This window comes from Maritimibacter sp., assembly GCF_016774595.1.
In the GTDB taxonomy this organism is placed as follows: domain Bacteria; phylum Pseudomonadota; class Alphaproteobacteria; order Rhodobacterales; family Rhodobacteraceae; genus Maritimibacter; species Maritimibacter alkaliphilus.
Genome location: NZ_JACBWT010000002.1, coordinates 1,515,198 through 1,526,580, shown reverse-complemented (window position 1 = coordinate 1,526,580; position 11,383 = coordinate 1,515,198). Strand labels below are relative to the sequence as shown.

Annotated in this window: 15 protein-coding genes; 6 read left to right on the top strand and 9 right to left on the bottom strand. The window is 65.1% G+C overall.

From position 1 onward, the window contains the following. Nucleotides 1-2: 2 nt before the first annotated feature. A complete protein-coding gene (locus HOY44_RS18665; RefSeq protein ID WP_138423265.1) occupies nt 3-449 on the bottom strand; it encodes a type II toxin-antitoxin system RatA family toxin in 447 nt (148 codons plus the stop codon). A gap of 82 nt (nt 450-531) precedes the next feature. On the opposite strand from HOY44_RS18665, the gene hpt reads away from it, so the two are divergent. After that, nucleotides 532-1,074, top strand: coding sequence for a hypoxanthine phosphoribosyltransferase (hpt, locus tag HOY44_RS18660; protein WP_008328952.1), 543 nt, complete (start codon nt 532-534; stop codon nt 1,072-1,074). Between the two features lie 3 nt (nt 1,075-1,077). Beyond that, nucleotides 1,078-1,263 (top strand): hypothetical protein, encoded by a 186-nt coding sequence (locus HOY44_RS18655; protein ID WP_008328953.1) that lies wholly within the window; start codon nt 1,078-1,080, stop codon nt 1,261-1,263. Here the strand turns inward: HOY44_RS18655 and HOY44_RS18650 are convergent. Next, a complete protein-coding gene (locus HOY44_RS18650; protein ID WP_287436816.1) occupies nt 1,253-2,116 on the bottom strand; it encodes a LysR family transcriptional regulator in 864 nt (287 codons plus the stop codon). The genes HOY44_RS18655 and HOY44_RS18650 overlap by 11 nt on opposite strands. A gap of 90 nt (nt 2,117-2,206) precedes the next feature. On the opposite strand from HOY44_RS18650, the gene HOY44_RS18645 reads away from it, so the two are divergent. Together HOY44_RS18645 and HOY44_RS18640 are read left to right on the top strand one after the other, a co-directional pair. After that, nucleotides 2,207-2,680 carry a c-type cytochrome gene (locus tag HOY44_RS18645; protein WP_008328955.1) on the top strand — a complete coding sequence of 158 codons (474 nt, stop codon included), beginning with the start codon at nt 2,207-2,209 and terminating at the stop codon, nt 2,678-2,680. Nucleotides 2,681-2,748: 68 nt separating this feature from the next. Continuing rightward, complete coding sequence (locus tag HOY44_RS18640) at nt 2,749-3,636, top strand: c-type cytochrome (protein WP_287436813.1); 888 nt, start codon at nt 2,749-2,751, stop codon at nt 3,634-3,636. A gap of 3 nt (nt 3,637-3,639) precedes the next feature. Here the strand turns inward: HOY44_RS18640 and HOY44_RS18635 are convergent, their stop codons facing one another. From HOY44_RS18635 to lipA, 3 genes are all read right to left on the bottom strand, one after another. Then, nucleotides 3,640-4,473 carry an endonuclease/exonuclease/phosphatase family protein gene (locus HOY44_RS18635; protein WP_287436811.1) on the bottom strand — a complete coding sequence of 278 codons (834 nt, stop codon included), beginning with the start codon at nt 4,471-4,473 and terminating at the stop codon, nt 3,640-3,642. A 79-nt stretch (nt 4,474-4,552) separates the two neighbouring features. Next, nucleotides 4,553-4,975 (bottom strand): PaaI family thioesterase, encoded by a 423-nt coding sequence (locus tag HOY44_RS18630; RefSeq protein WP_287436809.1) that lies wholly within the window; start codon nt 4,973-4,975, stop codon nt 4,553-4,555. Further along, complete coding sequence (lipA, locus tag HOY44_RS18625; RefSeq protein WP_040884397.1) at nt 4,972-5,922, bottom strand: lipoyl synthase; 951 nt, start codon at nt 5,920-5,922, stop codon at nt 4,972-4,974. Before lipA ends, HOY44_RS18630 begins: the two co-directional genes overlap by 4 nt. A gap of 308 nt (nt 5,923-6,230) precedes the next feature. Between lipA and HOY44_RS18620 the strand changes: the two genes are divergently transcribed. After that, nucleotides 6,231-6,776, top strand: a complete 546-nt coding sequence (locus HOY44_RS18620; protein WP_008328960.1) for a peroxiredoxin — start codon at nt 6,231-6,233, stop codon at nt 6,774-6,776. Between the two features lie 136 nt (nt 6,777-6,912). After that, the gene (locus tag HOY44_RS18615; RefSeq protein ID WP_287436805.1) at nt 6,913-8,058 is read left to right on the top strand and encodes a KH domain-containing protein; all 1,146 of its coding nucleotides are present in this window, start codon (nt 6,913-6,915) and stop codon (nt 8,056-8,058) included. 12 nt (nt 8,059-8,070) lie between these two features. Here the strand turns inward: HOY44_RS18615 and rpiB are convergent, their stop codons facing one another. From rpiB to prfA, 4 genes are all read right to left on the bottom strand, one after another. Continuing rightward, nucleotides 8,071-8,511, bottom strand: a complete 441-nt coding sequence (rpiB, locus tag HOY44_RS18610; protein WP_287436803.1) for a ribose 5-phosphate isomerase B — start codon at nt 8,509-8,511, stop codon at nt 8,071-8,073. Between the two features lie 100 nt (nt 8,512-8,611). Next, nucleotides 8,612-9,259: a DUF4167 domain-containing protein gene (locus tag HOY44_RS18605; protein ID WP_287436801.1), complete on the bottom strand. Its 648-nt coding sequence runs from the start codon at nt 9,257-9,259 to the stop codon at nt 8,612-8,614. Nucleotides 9,260-9,484: 225 nt separating this feature from the next. After that, entirely contained in the window at nt 9,485-10,324 is an 840-nt protein-coding gene (gene prmC / locus HOY44_RS18600) for a peptide chain release factor N(5)-glutamine methyltransferase (protein ID WP_502710703.1), read from the bottom strand. Further along, nucleotides 10,321-11,376, bottom strand: coding sequence for a peptide chain release factor 1 (prfA, locus tag HOY44_RS18595; protein WP_287436799.1), 1,056 nt, complete (start codon nt 11,374-11,376; stop codon nt 10,321-10,323). Before prfA ends, prmC begins: the two co-directional genes overlap by 4 nt. Nucleotides 11,377-11,383: the final 7 nt, after the last annotated feature.

Below are 11,383 nucleotides of genomic sequence, written 5' to 3'. Positions count from 1 at the left end.
GCCTAGCCGTAGAGCGCCTTGGCCCGGTCCTCGAAAGCCCGCACGATGCGCTGCATGGCTTGGTTGAACACCACGCCGATCAGGTTTTGCAGCACCATGTTCTTGAATTCGAAATCCACGAAGAACTCGACCTCGCATCCGCCCTCGACATCGCGGAACTGCCAGTAGCTCTTCATGTATTTGAAGGGGCCGTCGAGGTATTCGGTGTCGATGCGCATGTTTTCCGGGTCCAGCACCACGCGGCTGCCGAAGCGTTCGCGGAACACGCGGAACGAGATCACGAGGTCGGCTTCCATCACCTCGGTCCCGTCGGGCTGCGGCGTGACCTTGCGCACCCGCGCCGCCGCGTTCCACGGCAGGAATTCGGGATATTTCCCAACGTCCGCGACAAGATCGTACATCTGCTGCGCGGTGTAGGGCAGAACCCGTTTTTCGCTATGTGTCGGCATGTCGCCCCTTCGGCCCGTGACTCGGGGCGCAAATTCCATAAGGTAGGGCCCGGATGCAAGGGGGCGAGCGGGAGTCGGGTTCATGTCGCGGCCATATGTCATAGACGAAATGATCTCGGCCAAGGCCATCGCGGCCCGGATCGAGGCCTTGGCGAAAGAGATCGAAGCGCGCTTCAAGGGCACCGACAAGCTGGTGGTCGTGGGGCTTTTGCGCGGGTCTTTCGTGTTCATCGCGGATCTGGTGCGCGAGCTCGACCTGCCGGTCGAGGTCGATTTCCTCGAAGCCTCGTCCTATGGCAATTCCACGGTGACGAGCCGCGAGGTGCGCATCCTCAAGGATCTGCGCGGCGAGATCGCGGGGCGTGACGTGCTGGTGGTCGAGGATATCGTCGACACCGGACACACGCTGAAACACGTGATCGGCCTGTTGAAATCGCGGGAGCCGAAACGGCTGTCCTGTATCGCGCTTCTCGACAAGCCGACGCGGCGCGAGGTGGATGTGAAGGCCGACTGGATCGGGTTCGAAATTCCGGATGAATTCGTGGTCGGTTACGGCATCGACTACGCCCAGCGAAACCGCAACCTGCCCTTCATCGGGGCCGTGCGCTTCACCGACGGGGCCTGAGCCGTGTTCAACATGCGCCAGTTCTTTCGCATGGCGAAATGGGCGCGCAACCCGCCGGGCGAGAAACAGGTGAAACTGTTCCTTATCGTGGTCGCGCTGTGCCTCGTCCTCTTCGGGATCGAACGCCTGGTCGGCTGGCCAGACTGGCTGACGATGGACAACACGCCGGGCGGAAAGATCACCCGGTAGCGCCGAGGAGCCGCGGGGCCGCGCGTTCGAGCCCGGCGATGATAAGGTCGCGCACCGCCCGGATGCGCGGCACTTCGGCCAGATCGACGTGGGACGCGACCCAGAGGTCCACCGCTGTCGCCGCGATCAGCCCATCCAGCCGTTCGAGCCGGGGATCGGGATCGCCCAGTATGCAGGGCAGGATCGCGCGGCCCTGACCGGCGGCGGCCATTTCCCGCAGCACGGGAAAACTGTCGCAGCGGGCCCCGATATGCGCCTCGTCGGTGATCTCTTTGATCTTCTCGCCCAGCGTGATGCGGGCGAGGTTGCCGGACAGGCCCAGCCACGCGTCCCGCCCCCCGGGTGCGCCGTAGACCGACATGCCCAGCCGGGCGGCGACCACGCCGGTCAGTTCCGGTGGCAGCTTGGCGGCGGGACGCACCGCGATGTCGGCGTCGAGCCGGGCGAGGTCGGCGTGCTGGTTCTGCGAGCTGAGTTCGATTTCCAGCCCCTCGGCGCCAAGCTGCACCGCCGCGATGATTTCCGGCAGGATGCCCAGGCAAAGAGTGTCGGTCGACGTGACACGCACGACGCCCGCCAGCGGTGATCGCGCCGCCGTGATGGCCCGCTCGACCCCGAGCGCCGCTTCCTCCACCGCCTGCATCGCATCGAGCACCCGGCGCCGTCGCGGGGCGATGCGATAGCCGCGCGCGGTCCGGTCGAACACGGCAATCCCCATGTTTTCCTCGAAGGCGTTCACCCGTCTGAGAACCGTCGCATGGTTGACGCCAAGCTTGCGCGCCGCCCCCGAGAGCGAGCCTTTGTCCGCCACGGCAAGGACGTAGCGCAGATCTTCCCAGTCCATCTGTTTCATTTCGCACAGACCCTTTGCGATTTTCCCGACTTCACCTTCATTTCCCAACAGCTAGCGTCGCAAGAAGCCAAAATCCACAGGGAGACAGCCATGATTACCATTCGCAGCGCGCTTCTGGGCCTCGCCGCCGCCGGCACGTTCGCCACCGTTCTGCCCGCCGCCAGCCACGAGCAGGGCCTGCCCGCCGCGGTGAAGGCACGCCATGCACAGATGCAGCTTTACGCCTTCAACCTCGGCACGCTCGGCGCGATGGCGCAGGACAAGATGGACTACGACGCCGAAGCCGCCAGCGCCGCCGCGTCGAATATCGTGAAACTGTCCAGCCTTGCCGCCGGACCGATGTGGGCGCCGGGCACCTCGGCGGACGATGTCGACGGCAGCCGCGCACTGCCCGCGATCTGGACCGACATGGACGGCGTGATCGAAAAGGCCGTCGCCCTGAACGAAGCCGCAGTCGCGATGGAAGCGGCGGCGGGCGAAGGGCTCGATTCGCTCAAATCTGCGTTTGGTCCCCTTGGCGGGGCCTGCGGCGACTGTCACAAAGCCTACAGGCAACCCGAATGAGCGGCGGACACGGCTGCTGAACGACCGGGCCCGATGCGGCCCGGTCTTTTTGATGTAAGGAGACCCTCATGCGCTGGATCGTTCGTCTTGTCGTGCTCGCCGTCATCGTGGCCGCCATCGGCCTGTGGGTGACGCGGCCCAAAACGGACGATGCCGAGCTGCTGGCGGGGCTTACACCAGACACGGCGCATGGCGAGCAGGTGTTCATCGCCGCAGGCTGCGCCTCGTGCCACATGGCCGAGGACGCGGATGCCGAGGACAAGCTGGTGCTGGCGGGCGGGCAACCCTTCGCCTCGCCCTTCGGCACCTTCCGCGCGCCCAATATCTCGATGGACCCCGAAGCCGGGATCGGCGACTGGGCGGCGATCGACCTGTGGAACGCGCTGCATCACGGCACGTCGCCCGAGGGTCAGCATTACTACCCCGTCCTGCCTTACGGCGCCTACATCCACATGGCGCCGCAGGATGTTGTCGACCTGCACGCCTATATGCAGACGCTTCCCGCCGATGCCACGCCGTCCCAGCCGCATGAGTTGGGCTTTCCGTTCAACATCCGCGCCTCGCTTGGCGGTTGGAAACTGCTGTTTCTGAACGACGACTGGGTGATGCAGGGCGACCTGTCGCCGGAACTCACCCGGGGGCGCGAGATCGTCGAGGGCATGGCCCATTGCGCCGAATGTCACACGCCGCGCAACGCGCTGGGCGGGCTCAAGACCGGAGCCGACTGGATGACCGGTGCCCCGAACCCCGCCGGGCGCGGGTCGTTCCCCGATCTGACGCCGCCGGAAATGTCGTGGTCCGAGGGCGAACTGGTGGAATATTTCACCTCCGGCTTCACGCCCGAATTCGACTCGGCAGGCGGGCACATGGCGCTGGTCGTCGAGAACCTTTCGCAATTGTCAGAGGAGGATCGCGCAGCGGTCGCGGCCTATGTGAAGGCGCTGCCGTTGGAGTGAGCGTCACAGCCCCGCGACGGTGAACATCAGCGGCGCGTGGTCCGAGAACCGGGCGATCCAGTCGTCGCGCGACGCGTCCTCCGCCTCGACCGCCCATCCCCCGACATGAACCTTGGCGCCCTGCCCCTGATCGACGAAGGTCAGGGTCTCGGTCGCGAACACATGGTCGAGGTCGGCGGGCGCGTAAGATGACGTCGAACCGTTATTGAACGTCGTGTCATGGGTCTTGGGCAGGCGCACCATCCCATAACGGCGAAACCGCCGATCGAGCCGCGCGATCTCCTCGGCCGCCGTGATGTCCTGATCGCTGTCCTTCAGCGTCATGCCCATGGTGTTGAGGTCACCGGCGAGGATGAACCGCACCTCCTGCCCCAACCCTTCCGACACGCCGTCCAGCGTTCTTTTCAGTCCGAAGGCCTTTTCGAACATGGCGTCGCGCAAACCGAAGCCTTCGGGCGATGGCAGGCTCTTGAGATGGTTGAACAGGATCGGCAGGTGGCTTCCATCCGGTGCAGTGACCGTCACCAGCGCACCGGGGCGCAGACCGGGGTTGTTGCGCTTGAACTCGTTCTTCTGGGTCATGAAGGCGGTGATCCCGTGGCGGATACCGATGAGCGTTTCCTGCGTCTGCGGCCCTTCGGTGATCGCGAAGACATATCCGGGCATACGGGTGACGAATTCGGAAAACACCCGGCCCGATTCCACCTCCATGATCGCGAAGATGTCCGGCGCTTCCCCGGCCACGTAATCCGCCACCCGCGCCACCCGGTCGCGCCGGCTTCCGGTGCCGGCGCCGGTGAAATGTTCGACGTTCCAGGACAGGACTTTCAGATCCACGGCGCGCTCCAATCTCTGCAATCAATGCATCGAGGATAGCCCCGCAGCGCGTGGATGGAGAGGCAGGAATTCCGCTAGATTATGACCTGCTCGCCGTCCGCATGATCGTGCCCTGCGCGGTCGCACATAGTTTTTCGGCCCCGCCGGACACCGCGAACACGTCCGCGCGCACGACGGCCTGACTGCGGCCCGAACCGACGACTTCGGCACGCGCCACCAAGGCCTCGCCCTTTCCGGGGCGCAGGTAGTTGATCTTGAACTCCTGCGTCACGCTGCCCTCACCCATGAGCGGACCGCCCGCGAAGGCGAGCGCCATGTCGGCCAGTGTCGCCACCACGCCACCGTGCGCCATGCCGAGGTGCTGGGTATGCCGGGCTTCCAGACCAAGTCGCAGTTCGGATTTTCCGAGCGAAAGCGCGACGAGTTCGACGCCGATGTCGGCCGCGAAGGGCTGCCGGGCGATGATATCGCGCCCGAGCGCCTCGATGTCGTCGTCGGTCACGCGAGGCCGAGTTTGGCGTTCCGCGCGTCGCGAAGCCGCGCGAAATCGTCACCGGCATGATAGGACGACCGGGTGAGCGGCGTGGCCGACACCATCAGGAAGCCCTTGCCGTAGGCGGCCTTTTCGTAGCTCTTGAACTCGTCCGGTGTCACGAACCGATCGACCGCGTGGTGCTTGGGCGTCGGTTGCAGGTATTGCCCGATGGTGAGGAAGTCGATGTCGGCTGCCCGCATGTCGTCCATGACCTGCATGACGCCCTGACGGTCCTCGCCCAGCCCCACCATGATCCCCGACTTGGTGAACATGCTCGGGTCCAGTTCCTTGACCCGCTGCAACAGCCGCAGCGAATGGAAATACCGGGCGCCGGGCCGCACGCTGGGATACAGCCCCGGCACGGTTTCGAGGTTGTGGTTGAACACGTCCGGTTTCGCCTCGACCACCGTTTCCAGCGCACCGGGGCTGGATTTCAGGAAGTCGGGCGTGAGGATTTCGATGGTGGTGCCGGGGGCCTGCTTGCGCACGGCGCGGATCGTCATGGCGAAATGCTCGGCCCCGCCGTCGTCCACATCGTCCCGGTCGACACTGGTGATGACCACGTGATTGAGGCCCAGCTTCTTGACCGCATCGGCCACCCGCCCCGGCTCGAACACGTCGAGCGCATCCGGGCGGCCCGTAGCCACGTTGCAGAAGGTGCAGCCGCGCGTGCAGATCTCGCCCATAATCATCATGGTGGCGTGGCCCTGCGACCAGCACTCGCCCACATTGGGGCACCCGGCCTCTTCGCAGACGGTCGAGAGCTTGTGCTCGCGCATGATCCTGTGGGTATCGGCATAGCCCTGGCCACCCGGCGCCTTCACCCTGATCCAATCGGGTTTCTTGGGCTGGGCATTGTCCGGGCGATGAGCTTTCTCGGGATGGCGGCTCGCCGGGATCTTCAGGTCACGCATGATGTCCTCCGTTCTGCCCCACATATATCCATTCGGCCCTGAATGTCACCGCGAAAACCGGGCGTCCGTTATGCAACCGGGTCATGGCTGGCCGCCGGATGCGGATTGAAATGCGCGACCGGCGCGGGCAATCGCGCCCCGAACGCGCAAATTTTCGACCGCCGAAGCCCCGGCGCCCGCCCGCATATCTGCCATGTTGCGCCGCAGCATTGTCTCTGCGCGTGCAGTATGATCTTAGAACTCCTGTAAACTTTCCGGCGATTCCAGACGGAAAGCATCAAGTTTGTACAAGAACTCAGGAGAGACCCATGAACGTCGGTGATCGTATCCCCGCCTGCACCTTCAAAACCCGCGTGCGCGATGAAAGCGTCGGTGGCCCGAACCCGTTCCGCTGGCAGGACATGACCTCGGACGATTACTTCGCGGGCAAGCGCGTCGTGCTGTTCTCGCTCCCCGGTGCCTTCACGCCGACCTGTTCGACCTACCAGCTTCCGGGCTTTGAAAAGGGCTTTTCGGATTTCGCGGCGCAGGGCATCGACGAGATCTATTGCATGTCGGTCAACGACAGCTTCGTCATGAACAAATGGGCCATTGATCAGGGCCTGACCAACGTCAAGGTGATCCCGGACGGTTCGGGTGAATTCACTAAGGCAATGGGGATGCTGGTCGCCAAAGACAACCTCGGCTTCGGGGCCCGCTCGTGGCGCTATGCGGCCATCGTGAACGACGGCGTGATCGAGGCGCTCTTTGTCGAGCCGGGCATGTGCGACAACCACGGCGAAGACCCCTACGGCGAAAGCTCGCCCGAGAACGTGCTGAAATGGCTCAAGGAAAACGCGACGGCCACGGCCTGATCGCGCCCCTTGCGTAACGTCGAAGGCCGCCTTTGGGGGCGGCCTTTTTCGTGTCGTCCGGCCAACTCGACCGACACCCGGACCGGCGCTAGACTCGTCTTGTTCCCATGAGGACAGGGAGGGTGGACCGGGCACCATGTCAGCGAAACGGAAATCCGTGCGTTTTGCGCTGGCTTTTCTGGCCTTCGTCGTGGGCCTGCCGGCCTTTGCCGATGTCGAGGTGCACGTGGTTTCGGTCGGACAAGGTCGCCAGACCGACGATTTCTACGCCCTGCCCGAGATCAACCTGCTGGTCGATCGCCCCGGTTCGGATGTGGCGCTGGTCCTGATCGACGGCGGCGAGGCGCATTGGCGGATCGAGACCACCCAAGGCACACGTATATCGGAAGTGGTCAGGGACGGGCCGGACGACGCGCCCGCCCGCGTCACCCTGTCGGGCATACCCATGCAGATCGAAGAGGGCCCCGACCTGCCCCTGGTCTTTGGGCCTGTGGGCGCGGATTATCGCGTGATGCTCGACACCGTCGGGGACAGGTTCGGGATCGACCGCATCGCCAGCTTCACCGCGTTGCACAAGGCCGGGCGGGCCGCCCTCAGGGTCGACCGGGTGGACCACGCGATAGCGGCACTGTCGCGCGATTATCTTGCCGACCACCTTGCAGAACCGCGCGACCTGCCCCCGGCGTTGCGGGGCTGGATCGAGACGCCGGGTGAAACGGGCGGTCCCGACGTCCGGTTCGATGAGACGGGGGTTACGCTGTCGGACCCTTCCGGCCTGCGGTTCCTGCCGATCACGGGGGAAGTGCCCGCCATCCTCCTGCCCGCTGCGAGCGTGTATGACCCATCCTCACACACCGTCTTTGCGGTGAGTTATGGCGGGCCGGGGTATCTTTATGCCGTCGACGCGCTCACGGGCGCTTGGCGGCTCATCGCCGGGTTGAACGACTATGACGCCTCCGCCCTGCTCTTCGATCCCGCCACCGGGCAGGTCGTCCTGACCGGAGCCTTTTCCCGGCCGGGGGATATCCGGGCCTTCACGCTGGACGGCGCCATGATATCCACCTTTATCCCGACGATCGGCTTTCCGGGGCTCACAGATCTGTTCGATTACGGCAACGAACACGGACCGCCGCTGGTGCCGCACCTGTTGCGCGATGGCTGGCTGCTCGTCTCGGCCTCGGCCCCGTCAGGTCCGGCCTATCCGAATGCGGGCGCGTTCCGGCTTTACGCGGTCGCGCTGCGCTCCGGCGAGGTGAAGCTTCTGGCCTATGGAAACGACTGAGCGGACGAGCCCTCAGCCCTCGATCATCTCCACCCGCGTCGCGTGCCGACCGCCCTCGAATTCGGCGTTCAGAAACGCGTCCACGATGTCGAGCGCGAGCCCCTCGCCCACGACCCGCGCGCCGAGCGACAGGATATTCGCGTCGTTGTGCTGGCGGATCATCCGGGCCGAGAACGTGTCGGAGCAGACGCCGCATCGGATGCCCGCGACCTTGTTCGCCGCCATCATGATGCCCTGCCCGGTGCCGCACAGGATGATCCCAAGCGCGCACTCGCCCGAGGCGACCTTTCGCGCCGCCGCCTGGCCGTGCAGCGGGTAATGCGTGCTTTCAGGCGTGGTCGGACCGATATCCACGGCCTCCCACCCCTGCGCCTCGATATGCTTGGCGATGGTCTGGCGCAGCTCGATGGCCGCGTGGTCGCTGGACAGGACGATGCGTTTGTTCTGGGTCATTTCGGGTCACTTCGCTGGAATTGCGCCCCCGTGTAGCCCGGACGACCAGACATGAAAAGGGCCGCCCGTGGCGGCCCGTTTTCCCGACTGTCGCTGCGGCTTATTCCGCCGCTTCCGGCGTGCTGCCGTCGCTGGCGCCCTGCGTGGCCTCGGCCATGTCGCCTTCGGGCTTCTTGGCGCGGGGTTTGCGCGGGGCGCGGGGTTTTTTCGGCTTTTCGGCGGGCGTATCGTCCGCCTTCTGCGCGTTCTCCGGCGTTTCGACCAGACCGTTGTCGTCGTCCTGCGCCGTTACGATCACGTCGGGCTGGGGCGACGAACCGGGATCGTAATTGTCGTTCGACCGATCGCGGTTCTGCTTTTCCTCGCGGCGCTGGGCATCGCGGTTCTTGCGCTGGTTGTTCCCGTTGCCGTCGTTGTTGCCGTTCGACTGATTGTCGTGCTGGCCGTTGCCGCCGCTGTTCCCGCCCTGCTGGGGCTGGTTCTGCTGGCGCTTGGCCTCGGCATCCTTCTGGGCTTCGGACAGCAGGCGCGCATAGTGCTCGGCATGCTGTTGAAAGTTCTCGCCCGCCACGCGGTCGTTGCCGAGGAAGGCATCGCGCGACAATTGCGTGTACTTGTCGATGATCTGCTGCGGGGTGCCGCGCACCTTGCCCTCGGGACCGGAGCTGTCGAAGACCCGGTTGATGTTGTTAGAGGGGGAGCGGTTGCGGTTGTTCTTCCCGCGCGAACGTGATTTCGAAGATCTCATAAGTTCCTGTATCCAGCCTGTTTTCTGGCTCTCGGTCCGCGCAACTCCTCCGCTGCGTCTCTGCGGTCCGGCTTTTCGGCTTGTCGCACCGAGAGGCGAACGGCCTCATCAGGTGCTATCCTTGAGTAAACACGCAGGTCAGGGCGTGACAAGGGGCATTTTGTCGTTTCCGTAAGATAACCGGAGATTTTTGCCACTATGTGACGTGAAAACCCTGAGAAATCGTTAGGAATGCGGGGCGCGGGCACCGATCACCCGGTCCCTTCCATCCATGTCGGGGTGAATCCGCACGTCTTCAAGCCCTGCCGACGCGAAAATGTCGGACACGGCGCGGCCCTGCCGAAACCCGATTTCCACCAGTATCCGCCCGCCCGGGTCCATATGGGCCAGCGCCCCGGCCGCGATCTTGCGGTATGGGTCCAGCCCGTCCCCACCGGGGGTGAGCGCCATCTGCGGGTCGAACCCCAGCACTTCGGGCGCGAGCGAGGGCATTTCGTCTGCGGCGATATAGGGCGGGTTGGACACGATCAGGTCGAAGCGGCCCTGAACCCGCGCGAACCAATCCGAGGCGAGGAAGGTCAGACGGTTGTCCACCCCGTTCAGCGTGGCGTTGCGCGCAGCGACCTTCAGCGCCGGGTCCGACAGGTCCGTGGCGACAGCGAAAGCCTCGCGCCATTCGGCGAGCAGCGTGACGGCGAGGATGCCCGATCCGGTGCCGAGGTCGAGGATGCGCGACGGCGGCGCGCCGGTCAGGGCTTCGGCGATCAGCGTCTCGGTTTCGGGGCGCGGGTCCAGAACGTCGCGGGTGACCGTGAAATCCCGGCCCCAAAACTGCCGCCGCCCGATGATCTTCGACACCGGCTCGCGTGCGATCCGGCGCTCGAGCATGTCCTCGTAGGCCAGCATGTCGGCGGGCGAGACCTGCATGTCGCGCTCCAGCGAAAGCCGCATGACCTCGATCCGCAAGACCTGAGCGAGGAGGAGTTGGGCGTCGCGCGCCGCACCGTCGATCCCCGCCTCGCGCAGCCGCGTGGTGCCCATCGCCAGCGCGCCCGACAGGATCAACCTTCGAGCTCCGCCAGTTTCGCGGCCTGATCCGCCTCGATCAGCGCGTCGATCACCTCGTCCAGATCGCCCTGCATCACGTCGCCCAGCTTGTAGAGCGTCAGGTTGATCCGGTGGTCCGTCATGCGCCCTTGCGGGAAATTATAGGTGCGAATGCGTTCCGAGCGGTCGCCCGACCCCACCTGCGCCTTGCGGGCCGAGGCGCGTTCGTCATGGGCGCGCTGGCGTTCGGCGTCGAACAGCCGGGTTTTCAGCACCTGCATCGCGATCTCGCGGTTGCGGTGCTGGGATTTCTCGGAACTGGTCACGACGATCCCGGTGGGGATGTGCGTGATGCGCACGGCGGAATCGGTCGTGTTGACATGCTGGCCGCCCGCCCCGGAGGCGCGCATGGTGTCGATGCGGATGTCGGCGGGGTCGATGTGGATGTCCACATCCTCGGCCTCGGGTAGCACCGCCACCGTGGCCGCCGATGTGTGGATGCGCCCGCCGCTTTCGGTTTCCGGCACCCGCTGGACCCGATGCACGCCGGATTCGAACTTCAGCCGGGCAAAGACGCCATCGCCCGAGACCCGCGCCACGACATCTTTCACGCCGCCCACCTCGGTCAGGCTTTGCTCCAGCGTGTCGAATTTCCACCCCCGCGCCTCGGCATAGCGTTGGTACATGCGCAGTAGATCGGCCGCGAAGAGTGATGCCTCGTCACCGCCCGTACCGGGCCGGATTTCCACCATCGCGGGGCGCGCATCCGCCGCATCACGCGGAAGCAGCGCCACCCGCATCGCCTGCTCCATGACCGGAAGCCGCTCACGCAAGGCCGGCAGTTCGTCTTCCGCCAGTTCGCGCATTTCCGGGTCCGACAGCATCGCCTCGGCGTCTTCGATGTCCGACAGAAGCTGGCGGAAGGCCGCGATTTCCTCGACCACAGGCTTCAGTTCGGCATATTCGCGCCCGACCTCGGCGATTTCGTCGCCGGACAAGCCCTGAGACATCTTCGCCTCAAGGAATTGGAATCGCTGTGTGATCGCGTCGAGTTTGTCGAGTGGCACCATCCGGGTC

Bases quoted from the DNA above. Each gene is read 5' to 3' on its own strand.
- HOY44_RS18640 (WP_287436813.1), top strand. From the start codon at position 2,749: ATGCGCTGGATCGTTCGTCTTGTCGTGCTCGCCGTCATCGTGGCCGCC.
- hpt (WP_008328952.1), top strand. From the start codon at position 532: ATGTCGCGGCCATATGTCATAGACGAAATGATCTCGGCCAAGGCCATC.
- rpiB (WP_287436803.1), bottom strand. From the start codon at position 8,511: ATGACCCAGAACAAACGCATCGTCCTGTCCAGCGACCACGCGGCCATC.
- HOY44_RS18615 (WP_287436805.1), top strand. From the start codon at position 6,913: ATGTCAGCGAAACGGAAATCCGTGCGTTTTGCGCTGGCTTTTCTGGCC.
- lipA (WP_040884397.1), bottom strand. From the start codon at position 5,922: ATGCGTGACCTGAAGATCCCGGCGAGCCGCCATCCCGAGAAAGCTCAT.
- HOY44_RS18605 (WP_287436801.1), bottom strand. From the start codon at position 9,259: ATGAGATCTTCGAAATCACGTTCGCGCGGGAAGAACAACCGCAACCGC.
- HOY44_RS18650 (WP_287436816.1), bottom strand. From the start codon at position 2,116: ATGAAACAGATGGACTGGGAAGATCTGCGCTACGTCCTTGCCGTGGCG.
- prfA (WP_287436799.1), bottom strand. From the start codon at position 11,376: ATGGTGCCACTCGACAAACTCGACGCGATCACACAGCGATTCCAATTC.
- HOY44_RS18665 (WP_138423265.1), bottom strand. From the start codon at position 449: ATGCCGACACATAGCGAAAAACGGGTTCTGCCCTACACCGCGCAGCAG.
- HOY44_RS18620 (WP_008328960.1), top strand. From the start codon at position 6,231: ATGAACGTCGGTGATCGTATCCCCGCCTGCACCTTCAAAACCCGCGTG.
- HOY44_RS18645 (WP_008328955.1), top strand. From the start codon at position 2,207: ATGATTACCATTCGCAGCGCGCTTCTGGGCCTCGCCGCCGCCGGCACG.